The sequence below is a fragment of the Cytobacillus citreus genome (assembly GCF_018343665.1).
Lineage (GTDB): Bacteria > Bacillota > Bacilli > Bacillales > Cytobacillaceae > Cytobacillus > Cytobacillus citreus.
Window position 1 is genome coordinate 96426 of record NZ_JAGYPM010000008.1, and the last position, 20696, is coordinate 117121.

The 20696-nt window shown below is 35.9% G+C and carries 16 protein-coding genes; 7 read left to right on the top strand and 9 right to left on the bottom strand.

All coding sequences use genetic code 11. The annotated features are described in order from the left end of the window. Positions 1-142 precede the first annotated feature (142 nt). The 6 genes from KHA94_RS23645 to KHA94_RS23670 form a co-directional block, all read right to left on the bottom strand. A complete protein-coding gene (locus tag KHA94_RS23645; RefSeq protein WP_213104545.1) occupies positions 143-484 on the bottom strand; it encodes a zinc ribbon domain-containing protein YjdM in 342 nt (113 codons plus the stop codon). Positions 485-709: 225 nt separating this feature from the next. Next, positions 710-1603, bottom strand: a complete 894-nt coding sequence (locus KHA94_RS23650; RefSeq protein WP_213104546.1) for a pentapeptide repeat-containing protein — start codon at positions 1601-1603, stop codon at positions 710-712. Between the two features lie 189 nt (positions 1604-1792). Continuing rightward, entirely contained in the window at positions 1793-2614 is an 822-nt protein-coding gene (locus tag KHA94_RS23655) for a GNAT family N-acetyltransferase (protein ID WP_213104547.1), read from the bottom strand. 68 nt (positions 2615-2682) lie between these two features. Further along, on the bottom strand, positions 2683-3567 hold the full coding sequence (locus KHA94_RS23660) for a DMT family transporter (protein WP_213104548.1): 885 nt from the start codon (positions 3565-3567) through the stop codon (positions 2683-2685). Between the two features lie 61 nt (positions 3568-3628). After that, the gene (locus KHA94_RS23665; protein ID WP_213104549.1) at positions 3629-4441 is read right to left on the bottom strand and encodes a TrmB family transcriptional regulator; all 813 of its coding nucleotides are present in this window, start codon (positions 4439-4441) and stop codon (positions 3629-3631) included. A 97-nt stretch (positions 4442-4538) separates the two neighbouring features. After that, on the bottom strand, positions 4539-5414 hold the full coding sequence (locus KHA94_RS23670) for a LysR family transcriptional regulator (RefSeq protein WP_213104550.1): 876 nt from the start codon (positions 5412-5414) through the stop codon (positions 4539-4541). Between the two features lie 162 nt (positions 5415-5576). On the opposite strand from KHA94_RS23670, the gene KHA94_RS23675 reads away from it, so the two are divergent. After that, positions 5577-6746 (top strand): MDR family MFS transporter, encoded by a 1170-nt coding sequence (locus KHA94_RS23675; RefSeq protein ID WP_213104551.1) that lies wholly within the window; start codon positions 5577-5579, stop codon positions 6744-6746. A 133-nt stretch (positions 6747-6879) separates the two neighbouring features. On the opposite strand, the gene KHA94_RS26580 is transcribed toward KHA94_RS23675, so the two are convergent. Next, positions 6880-7731 carry a vanadium-dependent haloperoxidase gene (locus KHA94_RS26580; RefSeq protein WP_213104552.1) on the bottom strand — a complete coding sequence of 284 codons (852 nt, stop codon included), beginning with the start codon at positions 7729-7731 and terminating at the stop codon, positions 6880-6882. Positions 7732-8122: 391 nt separating this feature from the next. On the opposite strand from KHA94_RS26580, the gene cyoE reads away from it, so the two are divergent. From cyoE to KHA94_RS23700, 4 genes are all read left to right on the top strand, one after another. Continuing rightward, positions 8123-9040 carry a heme o synthase gene (gene cyoE / locus KHA94_RS23685; RefSeq protein WP_213104553.1) on the top strand — a complete coding sequence of 306 codons (918 nt, stop codon included), beginning with the start codon at positions 8123-8125 and terminating at the stop codon, positions 9038-9040. 814 nt (positions 9041-9854) lie between these two features. Continuing rightward, positions 9855-10079 carry a hypothetical protein gene (locus KHA94_RS23690; RefSeq protein WP_213104554.1) on the top strand — a complete coding sequence of 75 codons (225 nt, stop codon included), beginning with the start codon at positions 9855-9857 and terminating at the stop codon, positions 10077-10079. 260 nt (positions 10080-10339) lie between these two features. After that, positions 10340-11218 (top strand): ABC transporter ATP-binding protein, encoded by an 879-nt coding sequence (locus tag KHA94_RS23695; protein WP_213104555.1) that lies wholly within the window; start codon positions 10340-10342, stop codon positions 11216-11218. Continuing rightward, positions 11215-13731, top strand: coding sequence for an ABC transporter permease subunit (locus KHA94_RS23700; protein WP_213104556.1), 2517 nt, complete (start codon positions 11215-11217; stop codon positions 13729-13731). Before KHA94_RS23695 ends, KHA94_RS23700 begins: the two co-directional genes overlap by 4 nt. A 1219-nt stretch (positions 13732-14950) precedes the next feature. Here KHA94_RS23700 and KHA94_RS23705 read toward each other — a convergent pair. Further along, entirely contained in the window at positions 14951-16720 is a 1770-nt protein-coding gene (locus KHA94_RS23705) for a sigma-54-dependent Fis family transcriptional regulator (protein ID WP_213104557.1), read from the bottom strand. A gap of 370 nt (positions 16721-17090) precedes the next feature. On the opposite strand from KHA94_RS23705, the gene fdhA reads away from it, so the two are divergent. Beyond that, positions 17091-18305, top strand: coding sequence for a formaldehyde dehydrogenase, glutathione-independent (fdhA, locus tag KHA94_RS23710; protein ID WP_213104558.1), 1215 nt, complete (start codon positions 17091-17093; stop codon positions 18303-18305). 288 nt (positions 18306-18593) lie between these two features. Here the strand turns inward: fdhA and pdxR are convergent, their stop codons facing one another. Next, the gene (gene pdxR / locus KHA94_RS23715; RefSeq protein WP_213104559.1) at positions 18594-20018 is read right to left on the bottom strand and encodes a MocR-like pyridoxine biosynthesis transcription factor PdxR; all 1425 of its coding nucleotides are present in this window, start codon (positions 20016-20018) and stop codon (positions 18594-18596) included. A 93-nt stretch (positions 20019-20111) separates the two neighbouring features. Here pdxR and KHA94_RS23720 point away from each other — a divergent pair, with 93 nt between their 5' ends. After that, a complete protein-coding gene (locus tag KHA94_RS23720; protein WP_213104560.1) occupies positions 20112-20690 on the top strand; it encodes a GNAT family N-acetyltransferase in 579 nt (192 codons plus the stop codon). The last annotated feature ends 6 nt before the right edge of the window (positions 20691-20696 follow it).

Below are 20696 nucleotides of genomic sequence, written 5' to 3' on the forward strand. Positions count from 1 at the left end.
TTTGAAAATTTAACATCAATTATATAAATCTATTTTTAGTGAAAAATCACCTGGCTTTTATCAAACAAAAAAGCTGCTGTTATGCTTAAATCATAACAACAGCTTTTCGGGCTGTAAGGTCCCCGCTGATGGAAGCTTCCCTTTATCCCTTTTTAACAAATTCAGATTTTAGCTTCATAGCACCGAAACCATCAATTTTACAATCAATATCATGATCCCCATCAACCAAACGGATATTTTTTACTTTTGTTCCTATTTTTAAGACTGATGAACTTCCTTTTACCTTAAGGTCTTTGATCACTGTTACGGTATCACCATCATTTAAGATATTTCCATTTGCATCTTTAATAATTCTTTGATCTTCACTATTTTCATTTCCTGACTCTAGGGACCACTCATGTGCACATTCTGGACACACGAAAAGATTTCCGTCCTCATACGTATATTCTGAATTGCATTTTGGGCAATTTGGCAAATTTGACATAATTCCATATCCTCCGCTCGTTATTGTTTATTCTGCTTTCATTTACAAAAAAATCCATTAAATGAGTTCATTATATCCTTATATACTGACATAGTCCTCACAGCTTGACAACCCTATCTCTGGCCTTCACTTGGTTCTGTAAACAATATAGAATCCATAATGTTGTTTTTTCAAATTACTTAAATATAAAAACACCATTTTCAATAGAAAACAGTGTTAAAAAAATTATAGTCTACTAGTTTTTTTCTCAAAATCAGACCAGTGTGCTGGGCGCGAAAGCAAGTGCGGCAATTTTGTACGTGAATCGCCCTTCGCCGAGTTTATTTGAACTTGAGTGAGAAAAATACTCCCGGTGAGATCTGCTCCTCTAAGATCGGCGTCTCGAAAATCAGCCCCTATAAGATCAGCTGCTCTCAAGTCGGCATCTCTTAGATCAGCAGCAATAAGATATGCCCCTCTTAAGTTGGCTCCTCTTAGATCTTCTCCTCTAAGATTTGCACCCATAAGATCTGCTCTGGGTCTATCAACTTTCTTACTTTTTTTTGCTCCCTTATGCTGACGATGTGACTCAGTACGCACCCGTTCACTTGTCTTTAAAAGCAAAGCATTTACTTGGGCTCGGTGTAATGGAACATCTAGTTCCATGAGTGAATTGGGACTAAACTCAGTAAGCTTTTTCGTCTCGTCGAGCATGAAGTCAAGCTCTTTATGAATCGGACGAGTCACTTCCAATGTCAACGCTTCGGTCAAGTACCAGAGCATTTCATGAAGCTGTTGCATAATCGGAAACACATCAAACATTTTCTTCGCTGTTTCGGGACCTTCTCGCCAGTCCTCCCCTTTAAATGTGACTTTGGAAACCTTTTGCCCAGCACCGAAGCAGTCAAAGACAGTACACCCTTTAAACCCCTGTTGTCTGAGGTTATTGTGAATACCACAGCGAAAGTCCGATTGCAGATTGGGACAGGGCTTGCCACTATCTTTATTAATTGCAAAATCTGCCGAAGCTGCAAAAGGAAGCGCAACACAGCACAATCCGAAGCAATTCACACAGTCAGCATGCAGGTTGCTGCGGCTAATATCGCGGTTTGAATTTGGATTATCCTGATTCTCAAGCAATGTACGCACCTCCTTTTCATCCATTTACTTGACCTACAATATCACTTTTTCGTTTCCGCTAATCAGTTTAATGAACCTCTTCCGGCACGATTATCAATAATCTAGCATTTATTCACTCTAATAAACTTTTAACCACCCTGCTTGTAAGCAAGGTGGTCCTCAAGTAAACCAATTATGATTAAAAGTACACTATCCTTTTTTATAATAATCCTGAGAATGGTAAGATGTAAACCCACAGGATTCATATAGTTTTAATGCATGAGCATTCTTAGCTTCAACTTCTAGAAAAATCGGAAAGCCATCCTTATGTTCTTTTATGATGACGTTGGTTAATGCTTTTCGTCCGATTCCTTTTCCTTGGTATTCAGGGAAAATAGCAAACCCGTATATCCATGCCTCCCCGTTCGAATGGGAAACACGCATTTTTCCGACTGGATTTCCTGCTGACTCAATGATATAGAATTGTTCCATGTTTTCACGTTTGATTCTAACATTATAATCACGAGCCTCGTCTTCTTCAAAATGAAAGCATTGAACATCTAATTGAATTTCAGTTTCCAAGTCATTTGGAGTGGAATACCTCAAAATAACCTCTTCCTTATGGATTAGCTCTGTTTCTTCCCATCTCATCTGATGTTCCGAGAAAGAATAAGAACAAGGAATCGATTGCAAAAAGCCTTTCCCCGAATCTGAGCTTGATGGAGTATTTAAAAGAATTGTCTTAAACCCTCGTTCCTCCAACACTTTTTCCGCTTGATAGTAAAGTTGTGTAAATATTCCCTTTCGGCGATAATTCGGAGCTACCATACCACAAATCTCAACTTTATTTCCAAACCCATAAAGGCCGAGGAACCCGACTAACTCCCCATCCTCATAATGAAAAAAGTCATTCATTTCATTCGCTTCACGAGCTTGCAGCATATCCCAGTTTAATTTTAACTGAAAGGATTCACCTTCCTCACAAACACGCTGTAGCTCCTTGATCTCTGTTAACTGTTTTGTCGATAGCAAACTTTCCCCTCCCAAAATACTTTATCACTATTAAACTATTTCTTTATTTTAAGAATAATTCCTGCTTTTCATCCATTCACTGTCTCTAATCTTTTTTCTTTTTTTGGAGAATAACTGATCCCTACAAACACTAGGAGAATACCGAGCAGTTGGTAGACATCAGGATAGTAATCCAAAACAATTACATCTAGTAAGATGGCAACAATTGGATCGATAAAGACTAAAATCGCAATGGTTTGGGCCTTTAATTCTCGTAAACTGCTGAAAAATAAATAGAATACAAATCCAGTATGAATAAACCCTGTAACAAGAATATTCAGCCAATTCCCAGTAGTAAGATGCATAAAATTTGAAAAATCCACTAATGGAAGCAATAATAGGACACCCAAACTCGTTTGAATAACAGTTGTAGGCAACGGGTTAAGGATTTGAATTCCCTTTCCGGTAATTGATGTTAAGGCATAGAATAATGCTGCTGCAAACGCCCAAAGAACACCAGTGGACAAAAATTCTGCTAAGGATGATTGTTGATGAATCCCTCCGACTAACAGTGTACCTAAAAAGCAAATAAAGAAAAATACTATTCCAGTTGCAGTTAATTTTTCTTTAAAGAGAAAAGATCCTAGGAGGAGCACAATAACAGGTGCTAAATGATAAATGGATATAGCCACAGTAATAGGCATTAATTCAATAGAACGGAAGAAAAAGACCCAGTTTATGACAAGAAACACACCACAAAGTAAGGCAAGAACATACTCCCGGCGCGGAATAAAAATCTTTGGTTGGTGCTTTGTTTTTAGTGAACGAAACCCCCAAATGGCTCCTAAAAGAACACTTGCACAAAGGCAGCGTATAAATACTAATTCAATTGCTGGAAGACCTGTTTGTAATGAAAATAGACCGATTGAACCGAATAAAGCCATTGCGATGGCGAATTTTAGTTTTGCATACATGTGAATCCTCCTGCTTAGTTAGAACGATAACAACCATCATTTTTTTGTTAAAAAAACAGCTTTATGTTAAGCCGTTTTTCCCTGTCATGACTTGAATCAAGTCTTCTCTGCCCTTCCATAGTGCATCTAGTTTTTCAGGACCGTGCGCATTGATGAGCTCTTCGACCATGATGTCATGCCGAATGTATTCTGTCGCAATGAGAACTAGAGCAGGATCTGTTGACTTCACAGCCCATTCTGAACCTCTGTCACTAAATTTTGCAATCAGGGCTTCTTCTTCATCCCGAACTAGAATAGATAAATATCCTCCCATTCGTTTACTCACAATGTCTGGTGCCATATAGTTGTGATGATATGTGTGTCCCAACGTCATAGCTTCATCCCCAAATAAAACTGTAAAAATGGGGATTGCTCCTTCCTTCTCTCGAATTGCTTTTTCTATGTCTTTCACTGCGGGAGACCAAATCGATAACCAGATCTCTTTTTTGGCAAGACGAATCATTGAAAGCATTTCTTGAACGATATGCTCATAATGGACAATTCTCGTTACCACATCAACTTTCTGATCACTTTCAAACATGGTGAGAGACGATTCTAGCCATTCTAATGATGTATTCATCTCCTCTTTAAGACGAGAAAGCAGCTGTTTCGGCTCAACAGGTTTATAGACAATGGGATCAGAGGGAACCGTTTGTATGGCTCCTTTATCAAGTAATTTTCCTAATACTTCATATATCATCGACCGAGGGACACCAGAGCGCTTACTTAATTCATAGCCAGTAACTGCTGGTGATTTCAGTAGACCTATGTAAGCCTTACACTCATATTTCGAAAACCCATGTTTTTGCAATTCGATCATTGCTTTCTCTTCCATAAGTCTCTCCTTCATGGTAGTTATGTTAATAACCACTATAATTCATTCATAATTGAATGTCTATAAAAAATCTGAAAATATCATTATTTCTTAATCGTTATATAATTCCATTAACAGTACTTTTCATCATATGGTCAAGCAAAGGCTTTACTGCTTCAAACTTGCGTTTTGGATAAATTATATAGCTTTGGATTAATGGGGGCTTTATTTTGGATCGAAAGCGGAGTGATGCAAGCTCACCTTGTTGGATGAGTGTATCAGCAATGGCAGCAGGCAGCAGTCCGATAAGATGATCACTTCGTAAATATTGAATATACAGGGAGGCATGATCCACCTGTAAGGCAAACAATTGCTTTCCAATGCACTCTTCAAACCATTTTTTATAGCTAGGTCCCCAATCCATATGAATATAAGGCAATGTACTTAATGTACTGAGATCGATTTCTTCAGTAAAATGATGATCAGCTTTAGCAACAAGCTTAATCTCCTCTTTTTTAAACTCAATTACATCAATTTCAGCATGTGAAGGCGGGATGTAGACAACGCCAAAATCAATGACACCATCAAGGATATGCTGAACGATATCCCATGAATGTCCGGTAATAAAACGAAGAGCCATTTTCGGGTTCTTTGCTTGAAAATCTTTCATAATTGGGAAAAGTAAATAATCCCATAATGAATGCAGGCTTCCTACGACTAATGAGCTTTCAAATCTTTCCTCCAAGTTGAGCTTTCTAGCCCCTTCGTCAACAAGCTCAACAATCCTCTTCGCATAGTCTAGCAGCTCCTTGCCAGCATTAGTCAGAAGAACCTGGCGATTATCTCTTTCAAACAGTTTTTTGCCAAGCGTTTGTTCCAGCGCTTTAATACGCATCGTTACGGTCGATTGTGATATATACATTAAATCGGCTGATTTCGTGAAGTTTTTCGTCTGGGCGACAGACAGAAAAGCACGAAGCTGTTGGATCTCCATTTTACCCATCCTTACGATTAGTTTTTTAAATCAATACCATTCTAATTATTCGTTATACAAATGGCAAATACGTTGATAAACTAAAAAAACGAAGCAGCATGGCTTCTTGAACTTATATTGCTATTTGATATTGATATTGATTTTGAAAAAAGGTGGAACAGCATGAAGGCAATACGATTATTATTAGTAAACTCATTTCTCATGAATGTTAGTTTTTTCGCTTTTATTCCTTTTTTATCTGCTTATATTACTGGAAGCTTAGCACTTTCTGCTGGAATTGCTGGTCTCGTCTTGATGATCCGGCAATTAACACAGCAAGGAACATCATTTTTATCAGGGATACTGGGAGATCGCTTTGATTACAGATTGATGATTAGTACCGGTATGGTTTTACGCGGAGCAGGCTTTCTATTGTTTGCCATTTGCACAACACCGCTTGAGTTAATTGCTGCGGCCATTATTACTGGTTTAGGAGGGTCATTATTCGAGCCAACAAGTAAAGCGGCATTATCTATCTTTACTCCGCCTGCAAAACGCGGCGATGTTTTTGCTCTAGATAAGATCGTACGCCACTCGGGGATCATTTGTGCAGGAATTTTGGGTGGGGTTTTATTACAGCTGGATTTTTTCTACTCTTCCCTCGTATGCGGTGGAATTTTCATTTTCAGCGGGGTGATTACCTTTATGAATCTTCCTAATGAAAAAGTCGCAGTTCCGAAGCAATCCCTTGCTGATTCTTGGGAAAAAGTGAAATCAGATCGGTTGTTTATCTTTTTTACGATCAGCATGATCGGGTTTTGGTTCATGTTTATGCAATTGTATTTAACTATTCCTCTGCATGCTGCAAAGGTATTCAATAGCCCCACTTTTGTCTCAAGTCTATTTATTGTATATGGAGTGATTGTTGTTTTTCTTCAATATCCCCTGCAAAAATGGACAAGAAGGTTTCAGAGGCTATCTGCTATTAAAATGGGCATGAGCATTATGGGAGCAGGAATGCTGCTTATTGGAATATCTACTAGCATTCTATTATTTTGGGCGGGATTTTGTATATATGCGCTTGGCATTATGCTTGTAGAACCAACATCATATGAATACACAGCAGAAATAGCCCCTCCTCAATTTTCTGCCAGCTATTTCGGGTTTGCCCTTCTTGCAATGGCAGTTGGCGGCGGAATTAGTCAAGGAGCTGGCGGATGGATGTATGAGCATATGCCTCAAGTAAATTGGCTAATTGGGGCACTAGCTGGAATCAGCTCAGCCTTATGTATTCACGTACTGCAAGGATGGAACAAGAGGGCTGGTTACAGAAGGAAATATAGCGTCAGATAATAACATTCTGTACAGAGTAAATAGAAAATCCCCTATAATTGATAGAAGTGCAAAAAACTATAATCAAAACGGGGGATTTTCTATTATTAACGGTTGCTCAGGTTCAGTACTTTCCGTAGCACCCAAATTCTGTTCAACACGAGCTAGATTTGTCTCCCATTACAAGAGAAGTACAAGTTTTTGGGAAATCATACGGGATAAACTGTTGGTAATCTATTGGGAAAATATCTGCATCTAGGAACTTTGTATAAGGTGTATCAATTGGTTTTAAATCACTATCAAGTTGTGTTTTTAGGTAATCAACTATAGCTGTTCCGATATATCTTCCCAATTTTAGTCCTTCGTTATTATCTGCCGGAAAATGAACTCCTGCATATAATCGACTAAGCGCATTGTCATCAGCTATTTTTCTAAGTTTCTTTGCTTCTTTTGGGAAAAAATAGCTTAGTACGACTTCTGTACATCCTGACATGCTGGCATGACCAGATGGATAAGTTGGAAAACGCGGAGTGCACAATAATGTTCTCATCGTTTGATCATATTGGTTTGGCCTTGCTACATCCCATGGATATTTTAAAGCCCACACTACGATCATTGTATCATTTATAGCAGCCTGTACAGCTGCTAATATCCTTCCAGCATGCAAAGGGTTAACTCCATAAGTATCAATTAAGCGATCAATAACCGGTGTCCATTGTTTAGTAGGGACCCCTGTTCCATAATATATACCAATATTTTTTTGAGTGGGAGTAAGATTCTTTAGCGTATTTTGGACAATACGTAACTCTTTATCGAAATTAATTAAGTTGGGATGTTTTATAGGAAGTCTCATTTTCCAACCGTTCGGATCAAGGAAGTTTCCATTTTTGTCTCGCTTTAAATAAATTAGTGACCACGAGCCAGCCAAAGGAGTAACCGGATTATTAGGTGGTTTCGACTCCCCTGCATACGGTATCTCTGTCCAGCGTAAATATTCTTTTCCCACAATATCACACCTCTATTTCTTCATTATTCATCAGTAGCTTTTGCAGTAATTTAATCGAAATTAATTGAATACTATTACTTGTCCTACACTGCTGATAACTTATTTTATGAAAGAAAAAATGTTGTGATTGGACTTTTGGTTGGAGTCTATCTTATTCTCAAAAAAAAGAGTGGTAAATGATATCATTTGCCCTTTTTTCTCTCCTCCTGAGTTAATCTTCGTCTAATCATCCTTCTTCCCCGCTCCCTTGACAAGCATACCTTATAGCTTTAACATACCAAATAGTATATAAATTAATAAATGATATTTATGTCAAAAATAACCTTAAATACTATTAATCTGGATTGAAGCACGATTATTATAGATTGTCTAGTAAAGGAAGATAGTAATAATGCGAAGGCAAAAAAACCCCACCCCACCGGAACAGACTATGTCAAATATTTTGGCACAAACCGTCAAAACCGGAATCATTAAATCAAACCTTTTTCCGATGTTTGCTGGATTAACATTGGCATTATACACATATAGGTTTAGCTTGCTTGAGAAGCTTCCCGAAATTATTTTCGCTTTGATTGGTTCCATTTTAGTAATGGGCGCTGCTGGGGCTTTTAACAATCTATATGACCGAGATATAGATTCCATAATGGAAAGGACGAAAAATAGACCAACTGTAACTGGAGAAATAAAGCCTAAAACAGTATTATGGCTTGCTATTTTCATGTCTATCTTTGGAATAGCAGCTCTTTCATTAGCAACTCCTCTAGCAGCATTTCTAGGGTTTCTAGGATTGTTTTTTTATGTTGTCCCGTATACGATGTGGAGTAAAAGAAGAACCATTTATAACACGGAGATTGGAAGTATTTCTGGAGCAATGCCGCCTCTCATAGGTTGGGCTGCTATATATCCAGACATCACACATCCTGCTATTCTTGGCCTATTTATCATTACTGTTATTTGGCAGATGCCTCATTTCTATGCTATAGCGATTCGCAAGCACGCTGAATATAAAGCTGCGAAGGTACCTATGCTTCCAGTAGTTAAAGGTGTTAGAAGGACATATATACAGACTAATATTTATTTAATCATTCTAATTGCGATAAGCTTCCTTTTAGGGTCTTTAAGCCTTGGCCTTATGATCGTAGCACTTCTTTTGAGCATTTCCTGGCTTATTTTAAGTGTGTTTGGCTATAAAAAGATGGATTCAGAAAAATGGGCAAAATCAATGTTCGTTTTTTCCCTCCTTCATATGACGATCCTTTTTTCTACTGTCATTATCTACTCTCTAGTGGGGATTATTTTTGAATTGTAAGAATGTTGATGATTTTTTAACAGCTTAATGCATGTGTATTTGATTTTTTTGATCAAATTTTATTTCAAATCCTTAATAAAGCCTGTCTATTATGTAAAATTAAAGACAAGTGAATGTATGAATTTATTATGATAATAATAACTTGTCTTTAATGTCACACATAATATAAAAATTAGTACATCACTTATATATAGTGGTGTACTTTTTTTACTACTACAACATGAAGTGAAAATATTGCAACTACAATGGTTGATACTTGCAGAACAATACATTGCAGAAAACAATTCAAAGTGGGTGGCAAATCATTTTGAATTGTTTAAGGGATGTTGATTTAAAATAAAGTTTGATCAAAAACCCCTTACAATCCTATTTTTACGGTAAATAAAAAGAATCCATTTTAAAAAAGATTGATCAAAATGGATGGATTCTTCTTCAGTAGATTTAAGTTTGATTTTTATAAAAAAGTTTGATTGATTCATTATCTAGCTATGTTGTTCAACAATACGATCGCGCCCGTTTCTTGAACAACCAAGATTCACTTTTTGAAATTCAATCAAAATATTTATCCCTAAATGCAAATATCAGTTCTGTCTCACAAACTGATATTTTAAAATCCTGTCTTTACAATTAGATGATTATAGAGTTTTTAACCTATATAAGATTATTATCTTGTTAAATACAAAATCATTAGGATGAATTCATTAATTACAAAATAAATATTCATATTTTTAAAACTATTCAATAAATACACTTGTTAATAAAATGGTATTAATGTAATATATTAGCAGAATTCAATATTTTGAAGAGGGGTTTTATGAAAAGGAAAATTTTTAATATTATCTTTGTTTTTACACTATCAGTAACAGGAGTGTTTTGGTGTATTACTGCACAAGCTTCTGCATCCGAGAATCTAACCCTACAAGAAGTAGCTCCAGATACTATTTTTGTTGAGGGATTATACTATTATGGACAAGAAAAACATTACTTTTATTCGACCTCAGCATACGGAGAGGTATATCGAGGATATGTAAGTAAGTAAGTATGTTACTATGGGAGATTATGGTTTATATAGAGGAACCCTTTATAGAGACCCACTTCCATATCCAACACCATTCTTGCCTTCGGATGTGCCCAGTCAATATTAATATGTTGACAGTTAAATTAAAATAAAAAAATTAAGTTATACCTATAAAACTTGCAAGCCTCACTTCCAAGTATATACTGGTATAACTTCTTTTTTTTCCTAACTGGCTGCTAATTACCATAGAATATGTAAATTATCATTTTAGGAGGTTAAGAATGATTCTATCATTAAAAGGAATTTATAAGTCATTTGGAAAGTCTACAGTGTTGAAAAATATTTCATTGGACATTGACATTCCTAAAATTTTAGCTTTGGTGGGGCCAAATGGATCCGGCAAATCTACATTATTAAATATCATTAATAATTTGGTAATCCCTGATCAAGGCGAAATTACCATTTTAAATAAATCTAATAAAGACACAAGTATATTTAAAGAGGTTTCTTATATGCAGGATAATTCGGTCCTATACCATTACCTGACAGGATACGATCATCTCCAATTTATTGCCAATATTCAAGGTCTTTCAAAAAAGGATATTGTAAGCACGGCGGAAAGAATGGGTATAACAGGATATTTACATAAAAAGGTCGGTCACTATTCTTTGGGTATGAAACAGCATTTATTAATTGCTATGGCGATTGTTAACGATCCCAAATTGCTCATTTTAGATGAACCATTAAACGGACTTGATCCTACAAGCGCGATCAAAATTAGAAAACTACTGCTTGAGTTATATAATGAAGAAAAGGCGATAATTGTTTCATCCCATAATCTTTCGGAAATAGATCATATTACATCTCACGTCGTATTCCTAAAGGACGGACATATCATTGAAGAAGATATCAAACAATATGAATATTATTTTTATTTATTCAGTGTTGATAAGCTAGAAAGGGCAAAAGACATATTAAAAAGGAATGATATCGCCTTTGATTTAATGGATGGAAAAATAAAACTAGATCATCTATTTTCATTACAGGATATCGCTCAAAAACTAGGAAATGAACAAGTGGTTATACTAGATATCGAGAAAATAAGGTTGGGTACGGAAAATAGGTACAAAAAAATCTTTGCAAAGGAAGTCCAATCATGATGGCATTATTTCAATTTGAGTTCAAAAAGGCCATCAAACAACGAAAAATTCTTTGGTTGATATTCATTGTTCTATTGATCGGTTCCGGAGTATTTATCCAAAATGATCAAAAGAAATCTTTACGGTCAGACAGAGCATCAGATAGAATTACACCCTTCTTTTCAGAAATAGGGGATACAAGAAACAACCTGCAGACACTTTCTAGGGAGGGAATTTTGGATGATGCGCAAACACTACAATTAGAAGCGATCAATGATATCGGAACTGCACTAACTCTGTGGAAAGTAGCCATAAATAATGAAAAATGGGCTTACACACCTATTTATGAAATGGAATTCTGGGAAGGGATTCAAACATATGAGAATTATGGAGGACAATTTTCTAAGATTTTAGGCATGGAAAGAGATATAGCCATCCAAAAGAATAAATGGATGGTTGAACATCAACTTTCATATGATGATGAATTATTTCCAATCTCTTCTGGTTTAGTAGTGAACCAGGTAGCCGACTGGTTTTTTTCTATATGGGGACTTTTGATTTTATTACTATTTTTCGGTACCATTGTTTCTGAAGAAAAAGTCCAAAACACATGGCTGTTATTAAAAACACAACCGATAACCAAGTGGAAGATGTACGTGTCAAAGTTCTTGCTTTTAACCTTGATCGTTGTACTTTTCATGTTAACAGTGTTTCTTGTTGGCCTGTGCATCCCTCTTCTATTTAGTGATTATGGGATGAATTTCGACTACCCGCAAATCGTTACATTTGGAGATCATTTTGTGATTATATCCGCATTAGACCTTTTTTTTAGAAAATCTGTATTATTTTTGGGGAGTAGCTTATTTATCTTTAGCCTGATAATTTTGTTTAGCAATTGGATGAAAGATTCATTTAGTACGTTACTATTCACTACACTCACTTTATTAATTAGTTATTTAATTACACTTACTTACACTACCATGCAAAAAATTTGGAATCCGTTGAATACCATTTACTCCCTCCCCTTGACACAAGAAATGACGATAAACGAAATAATGTATGCAGCGTTTTTCAGTGTAATCTGGTCCGCCATCATCATACTCTTATCTATTTACATACCTGAAAAAAACATTGGAATTTTGCAAGGAAAAACAATCATCAAACCTTTCGCAAGAGGAAACATTAGCCAAAGACAATCAACCATCCAAAAACTAATGATTTTTGAATGGCTAAAAATCTATCGTAAAGGTTTATTCATGCAGGTAACCATCGTAATACTTCTACTGATTAGTTTTCACTTTATTAGTACATTCCAGGAATCAAAAGAATTAAAGGAGAATTATTTAAATAAACTGAATAACCTAGAAACTGAGCATGAGTTGTTGATACTTCTTAAAGAACAAGTAACAGCATTTGAGCAAATGAAGGAAAATGATAAAATACGTGATAACAGGGTTATTGACTGGCAGATTACTGAAGCAACAAAGGCTATCAGCATACTTGAAGAAGAGGTGCAATTAGCAAAATTAGCCTACAATGCTTACCAAAGCAGTAATTGGATTCCGTTCCATCAATACCAACTTTTTGTGAATAGATTGTTTAATGAAGAATTTGAAACTGGATTAGCTCGTTTTTCTATAAAAAAGGAAACTGGTCAAATGATGTTAGATGCTAGTATTGAAGAGAAAAACTGGTTAATTAAACATAACATTCAACCCATATTTACAGGGGAGTTTATTATCACACCTTTTTCTTACTGGAATGATCAAGAAAAAGAGTTCTGGGAAGAGTGGATAAATAGAAATAAAAAAGTAGAAAGTAATGGGCTTTACATTCTGTATTCACTTTTTAATCAATACTACGTTTTCATTCTTATGATCCTCCTATTCATCTTAGTAGGAGGAGGGCTTGCAGCAGAAAGAGGCAAAAATGCTACGATTCGGTTTTTATTGACACAGCCACACTCATTAAATTCTATTTATCATGCTAAATGGCTAACAGCCATTGGCATATCTTTAACAAGTAGTATAGGATTTTTTGCCTTCACCATTGTATTGGGAATTCTCTTTGATCGTTTCGGTGATTGGATGTATCCCATTCTGGTTTATGATACCACTTCGATTGCAGATGCTAGTCATTATGAGGGATTTTATTCTCAAGGTATGGGATTTCATTTTATCCCTATTGGAGAATATATTTTGCAAGCTGTTCTTCTGTATTGTCTAATTTTAGTCTTTCTCTTAACCCTGTCTCATGTTTGTGCTTTATTCATGAACCAGCTAAGTGTCTTTACATTGGTATTCATCCTTTCTTTCAGTGGTTATTTTACAGGTACCGCGCTCTTTTCACGATATGCACATCTTTCCCCTTTCACTTTCTTAAATGTGGAAAAAATAATAAATGGAGAAATAGCAGTTACCCTAAATAATTCAAGTATCACTGTTACAGCAGGGATTAACATGCTAATAATCTCAACTATTTTCATTTGGTTGATTGGTAATATTTACACAATTAGAACTAATAGTAAGTTATAGATGTAACCACACTAGTGTTTTTTTGCATGTCACAAAGGAGAAAAAAGAAGCTTTCCAAAGTGCTATACTTCCCCTTAGGTAGACAGATTTAATATAAAAATCTGTTTTCCTTAGGGGGGGTTATTATATCCAATAAATTTTATCCTAGTTAGTTTAAATATGAAATAATTGATGGCCGAAACCTTATTCAATTATCTGGCTCGATTGTGGAACAAGAAAAAAATCCTGTATATCAACACAGGATTTTTAATCAAACTTAATTTTAAATTATCAATCTTTTTTTAAAAACTACAAGTGAATGTTGTTGTAGTAAATAAGGCCATTTGTAGTACAAAAAGGATAGGAAAAATAGTAATTATCTATTAACTACTAACCTATCCTTTAATTTTATGTATATAATGTACGACATTATATAAAATCATTTATTTTTAGAGTATCTTAATTCTTTTCTTGACTTTTAATAAAATTTTTAGACAGGCTTTATTGATTGTATTCTTATATTCAAAATGCACTTTTTTCTACAACATAACGCACATTTGTCCATAAACATTCAACCGTTTGATTAAATAAATACATTTCATCCTTTTAATTATACAGTAGCAGTCAGACCTCCCTAGGTTAATGTCGTTTATTTTACTACCCTTGTTGTTCAAAAAAGAAAAGTAGATAAATTTGAGGAAGAAACAACTGAAAGAAATGAATTTAGTCAATTTATTAAATGAAATAAACATATAATAGCAGGTGCACTTTTTATTATTATTTTGGTTATAATTGCTTTGTTAACAAATAATTAAAACATCAAATAGGCACTTGTTGATGTAGTTTGTCAGCCGGTTTCTTAGATTTATCAACCAAATTTGACCTTTTATCAGCCAAATTAGTCTATTTATCAGCGAACCGCACCATAAAATGTTAGAAAAACTCGGCGTTCGCCAAGTCCTTTTTGGCGAATGCCTTAGTTTTTCTTATGCGATCTTATTAGCAGATATTTAATTGAACACACACTTTACTTTAGTACGTTAATAAACTTAAACTTTCCTTTTAGCTAAAAAACGCCAGAACGACAAGCATCCTGCCCCTAAGTTAAATTAATCAAACGTTTGATGGAAACTGTTTGTTATCATTCAAAAATAGTATAGAAAAGGATTTCCGACCAGAATCATGGGGTTGATTGTTTCAATCTTGATTATCCTATTAAAAATTCCTTAAATGAAGATTGCTATTTCTTCAAATTATATTTTTTTATTTTTAGATATAACGTATTTCTACTAATTTGTAAAATATTCGCAGCTTTACTCATGTTCCATTCTACTGATTGTAATGCCTTTAAAATTGCAGCTTTTTCTGTGTTGTTAAGTGAAAGGGGTATTTTCTCTTCAGAATCTTTCCTATTCGATTGCAGTTCATACTCGTCTTCAAAATGTAAATCCTCACCCTTTATTTCATTACCTTCTGCCAAAAAGGAGGCTTGCATGAGGACACTTTTGAGTTCCCGTATGTTTCCAGGCCAAAGATAGGAGATTAGTTTCTGCTTAGCTTCTTCAGATAAGGTTTTAGATGGCGTATCCAGCTTTGTTATTAAGTGTTCTGCAAGCTCTATAATGTCGGTTCTATTACGAAGAGGCGGCAATGTAATAAAAATCCCTTTCAATCGGTAGTATAAATCCTCTCTAAATCTTCCTGCTTGTACCTCTTCACGCAAATTTTTGTTTGTTGCAGCTATCACTCTTGTATCGATGAATCTGACTTTACTTCCGCCAATTCTGGTCACTTTTTTTTCTTGTAAAACGCGGAGTAAAACTGCTTGCGCCTTCAATGACATATCACCAATTTCATCGAGGAATATGGTTCCTCCATCAGCTGTTTCAAATTTTCCAAGAGCCCCTTCCCGATTAGCACCAGTAAAAGCACCTCGTTCGTAACCGAATAGTTCACTTTCAATCAAACTTTCAGGTATTGCACTACAATTTAACGCAATAAATGGTTTCATTTTACGTGGCCCAGCCGTATGTAGAGATTGTGCTATTAGTTCCTTGCCAGTACCGCTTTCTCCATAAATGATTATAGGATATTCAGAGAAGGAAGCTTTATTAACAACTTTCTTTACCCGAACAATCGATTCACATGATCCGATGATATCATGTGTTGTGTAAAGTTTTATGTCTTGAGAAAATTTTTGGTTAGTTTCGTGTAGAGAAACAATAGAACGAAATATTTTATTTGTTTGATCGGATAATATTTCTACCAAATAGCCTTGTTTAGCGTGAAACTCTTTTCCAATACAATCATCACCTAAAAGTTGACGTGCTGTTTGGTTTGCACGAATGATCTTTTTATCTTCATCAAGTGTAAGAAGTGGATAAGAGAATAAGTTTGTTGTATGATCTATTTCTTTTAATGTCAATAGCTTTTCGTGGTTTTTATGCTCCAAGAGCAGTCGATTCTGTACTGCTTCAGCAATTATACTCGCTAAGGATATCGTAAATGGGTGATATAGCTCTTTTCTCGCACTGATATTAACAGCCCCGATGAACTCTCCAGTTGGCGAATATATGGGACTTGCTGCACATGTAAGAAAGTGATTTGTAACAAAGAAATGGTGTTCAGCGTGGGTTATGATAGGTTTTTTTTCATGAATAACTAGCCCAATTGCATTTGTTCCTTTTATTTCTTCGGACCAATTAGAACCAACGGACATATAGTCAAATGACTCTTCAATGTCTAACTTTCCTATTTTATGAAGGATCGTGCCATTTTTGTCAACAATAACTGTTACAAGTCCACTTGATTGAAAAGTAGGGTAAAGCCTTTCTAAAATGTATGTGCTATGTTTAATCAAATTCTCATTCTTTTTTATTACTTCTTGTAAGTCTTTTTCCATTAATAAGTAATCATTAATGGAATCTGTGGGTGAAAGTCCAAAACTATGACATCGCTTCCAAGAAAGATCAATTATCTTCCTTTGATTTAAAAAATTCACGGATGACATCTAAATCTTTTCCCCCTTTTTAATATCATGAACTTTTGCTCTCAAGCTTGTATGTAGTTGACGGTCAACCTACTTTTACTACGTTAGTTAAATTCTTTGTAAAAACAAGCTTTGCGTATGCAGACTGACAACTTATTATTCATACAAAAAGACACTTACTATTTATTATACTATTACTCTAATTTTAACAAAATATTCAAAATACTTTTTATTGTGTATCAAAATAGGACATATTCTGTTCATGTTTTGAACAAATTTCTTTTTTTCAATTTAATAAATGAAGATTTTAAAGGATTTTATGATTGGCACGATAATTGCAAAATATTAGATTGAATCATCAATTTTTATTTAAAAGGGAGGATTAGAAAAGATGGCAGGAAACAGAGCAGTAGCGTATATGGGCCCTGGTAAAGTTGAGGTAATGGACATTGGTTATCCAGATTTAGTTTTAAGAGATGGACCTGGAGTAAATCCACTCAACGTTGGGCGAAAATGTGATCATGGTGTTATCCTAAAGGTTGTTACGACAAATATTTGTGGAAGCGACCAACATATGGTTAGGGGTAGAACAACCGCTCCAACAGGACTTGTACTTGGGCATGAAATAACAGGAGAAGTGATCGAAGTCGGACGCGATGTAGAATTCATCAAAAAAGGTGATCTTGTTTCTGTTCCGTTTAATATCGCTTGCGGGCGATGCCGGAGCTGTAAAGAGCGCAACACTCATATATGTGAAAATGTAAATCCTGATCGTCCTGGTTCAGCCTATGGATATGTAGATATGGGTGGATGGGTTGGAGGTCAGTCTGAATATGTTATGGTGCCTTATGCTGATTTCCAATTATTGAAATTCCCTGATAAAGATCAAGCGATGGAAAAAATTAAAGATTTAACGATGCTCTCAGATATTTTTCCAACAGGCTATCATGGGGCAGTGAGCGCAGGTGTTAAACCAGGATCTACTGTTTATATTGCAGGTGCAGGTCCTGTTGGGCTAGCTGCTGCACATTCGGCCCAATTATTAGGTGCCGCTGTAGTTATTGTAGGGGACTTAAATGGTGAGAGACTTGCTCAAGCTAGAAGCTTTGGCTGTGAAACGGTAAATCTTCGTGAACACTTTGATTTGGGTGAGCAAATTGACCAAATTTTAGGTATTCCTGAAGTGGATTGTGCCGTTGACTGTGTAGGTTTTGAAGCATCTGCCCATGGAGCTAATGCTATAGAAGCGCCAGCAACTGTATTAAACTCCATTATGCAAGTTACACGGGCTGGTGGACGTCTTGGTATTCCTGGTCTTTATGTAACGGGTGATCCAGGTGGAATTGATGAAGATGCCAAAATTGGTACATTGAGAGTTCGGCTCGGCTTAGGATGGGCGAAGGCGCATACATTTGTAACAGGACAAACACCAGTTATGCAATACCACCGTGACTTGATGAAGGCTATTTTAAGTGGAAAAGCACAAATTGCAAAGGCAGTAAATGCCACAGTTATTTCCTTAGACGAAGCGCCAATGGGCTATGAACAATTTGACAAAGGTGTTGCAAGAAAGTATGTTATCGATCCTCACGGACTTGTGAAATAATGGTGGCAGGTGATGGAGAGCCCTGGCCTGTTCAAACGATGTGTTGCTGAAGGTTAAACTGGATACAATTCCCTATCTATGTTATTGGACCCCTAATTGGAGCGATGGCAGCCGCGGTTACTTATAATTTTATTGCAAGTTCAAGGCAGTTGCAGTTATCAAGTAAATCAGCTCATAATGAAGTAGTTAAATAGAAGCATAATACTATAAAGTGAAACTTCTTGAAGTGGGGGTCTTACAGCCCGTTAATCTGCGATAAAGTTGTTAGTCCCTGCCCGTTAATGAATTTTAGAGGCGGGGACTAGCACTTTTATCATTTGTTCTGATATGTGGGACAAGAGGACAGTTGTACAGCCATGTTTCTGCTAACTTAAAAATCCCTTCCCTTATTTCATCAATTGTTAGTCCTCCATAACCAAGTATCACCATGTGAGTATTTGGCTCCTCTATAAATGATACAGAAGCAGGATAAATTCGTATCCCTATATCGATTGCTGTTTGGATGGCACGTTGTTCTGTTAAATAGTGAGGCAATTTCAGTACAATATGCAGACCTGAATTTTCCCCGATGATTTCGAATTCCTTTGGTAAATAGGTTTCGATGGCTTGTAATAAAGTAAGATGGTTTTTCCGATAGGCTGTACGCATTTTTGCAAGATGTCGTTCGAAATAGCCTTCTTTCATAAAATCAGCTACTGCCAGCTGCTCGACACGAGAAACAGTAGATTTTTGGTGTCTATTAAATTTTTCGAACGCTTCAACAAGAGATTTTGGAAGAATCATATAGCTTATCCGCATAGAAGGAATCAGAGATTTAGAAAATGTTCCAAAATAAATGACATGTTGAAGTTGATCGATTTGTGCGAATGACGGAATCGGTAATCCGTTAAAGCGAAATTCTGAGTCATAATCATCTTCAATGATCAAGCTATTATGTTCATTCGCCCATTTTAATAACCCCATACGTCTTTCAAGAGGCATAATCATTCCTAGTGGAAACTGATGGGCCGGAGTTGTGTACAATAGGTCTAATTTTTCAATAGGGATGGTTATGCCATTATGATCTACTTGAATAGGGAATACTTTAATTCTTAACTTTTCAAATACTGCCTTTGCTCGAATAAATCCTGGCTCCTCCATACCAACACATATATCTAAACCGAAAAACTGACATAAATCCTGTAACTGCATTTGCGTGCCGCTATATAGGAACACTTGACTTGCTTCACATTGTACACCACGAGAACGCCCCACATATTTAGCGATTTCTGTGCGCAATGTCCTTTCTCCTTGCCATGGACTATTCACTAAACTCGATTCTGCGATGTGTTGACGTATTAATCGTTTCCAAATGTGGTACGGAAAAAGAGTAGCATCTAAATGCCCAGAATTAAAATCGATTAATACTTGTTGATTCAAGGATTCTGTAGATTCGATATTAGGATTATTCGACGCTGCTGGATGCCATTCTTGCTCGAAGGCTGAAACAAAATAGCCTGAGCGTTCTCGACTCATAATATAACCTTCCGCTAATAATTGATCATACGCTTCACGAACTGTATGTACACTCACACCAAGTTGAGTGGCAAGCTGACGTTTTGAAGGGAGTTTACTTTGGGTAACAAGTTTTTTATGAAGAATGGCTGTTTTTATTTGTTCATAGATTTGTATATACATAGCCTTCCCTTGCTCTAAATAAATGGACAGTTCCATTGAAACCTCCTTTTGGTATGGTCAATATTTTTCTTTTTGGTTATTTTTATCATACCAAATTTTCATTTTAATAGTGGTAAGGAGTGATAAACGATGGAGAATATCAAATTAAAAAACGAAATTGTGTGTTTAAAAGTAATGGATGAAAATGATATAGATGGGATTTTCGAAGCATCCAAGGATGAATCCATTTGGCAGCATATGACGCAGAACATTGCCATGAAAGAGGACGTTATTCACTACGTACAAAAGTCACTTATGGCAAAAGAGCAAGAGACAGAAATTCCCTTTGTTATCATCAATCAAAAGACAAATCAGATAATCGGTTCGACTAGACTAATGGATATAAATTTAGAACATAAGCGATTAGAAATTGGTTATACATGGTTACATCCAAACTTTTGGCGCACTGCTATCAATACGAATTGCAAGTATTTGCTGCTAAGGTACTGTTTTGAAAATATAAACCTTCAACGCGTACAACTCAAAACAGATCATGCGAATTTACGTTCACAAAAGGCCATTGAACGAATCGGAGCGATAAAAGAAGGCATCCTTCGCAACCATATGATTCGCCAAGATGGCTCAGTACGTCATACCGTTATGTACAGTATTACAAAGGAACAATGGCCGGAAGTAAAGGAACATCTTCAGCACTTGATGAGTCAGTAAGATAGT

Bases quoted from the DNA above. Each gene is read 5' to 3' on its own strand.
- KHA94_RS23645 (WP_213104545.1), bottom strand. From the start codon at position 484: ATGTCAAATTTGCCAAATTGCCCAAAATGCAATTCAGAATATACGTAT.
- KHA94_RS23660 (WP_213104548.1), bottom strand. From the start codon at position 3,567: ATGTATGCAAAACTAAAATTCGCCATCGCAATGGCTTTATTCGGTTCA.
- KHA94_RS23665 (WP_213104549.1), bottom strand. From the start codon at position 4,441: ATGGAAGAGAAAGCAATGATCGAATTGCAAAAACATGGGTTTTCGAAA.
- KHA94_RS23670 (WP_213104550.1), bottom strand. From the start codon at position 5,414: ATGGAGATCCAACAGCTTCGTGCTTTTCTGTCTGTCGCCCAGACGAAA.
- KHA94_RS23675 (WP_213104551.1), top strand. From the start codon at position 5,577: ATGAAGGCAATACGATTATTATTAGTAAACTCATTTCTCATGAATGTT.
- cyoE (WP_213104553.1), top strand. From the start codon at position 8,123: ATGCGAAGGCAAAAAAACCCCACCCCACCGGAACAGACTATGTCAAAT.
- KHA94_RS23690 (WP_213104554.1), top strand. From the start codon at position 9,855: ATGAAAAGGAAAATTTTTAATATTATCTTTGTTTTTACACTATCAGTA.
- KHA94_RS23695 (WP_213104555.1), top strand. From the start codon at position 10,340: ATGATTCTATCATTAAAAGGAATTTATAAGTCATTTGGAAAGTCTACA.
- KHA94_RS23700 (WP_213104556.1), top strand. From the start codon at position 11,215: ATGATGGCATTATTTCAATTTGAGTTCAAAAAGGCCATCAAACAACGA.
- KHA94_RS23705 (WP_213104557.1), bottom strand. From the start codon at position 16,720: ATGTCATCCGTGAATTTTTTAAATCAAAGGAAGATAATTGATCTTTCT.
- fdhA (WP_213104558.1), top strand. From the start codon at position 17,091: ATGGCAGGAAACAGAGCAGTAGCGTATATGGGCCCTGGTAAAGTTGAG.
- pdxR (WP_213104559.1), bottom strand. From the start codon at position 20,018: ATGGAACTGTCCATTTATTTAGAGCAAGGGAAGGCTATGTATATACAA.
- KHA94_RS23720 (WP_213104560.1), top strand. From the start codon at position 20,112: ATGGAGAATATCAAATTAAAAAACGAAATTGTGTGTTTAAAAGTAATG.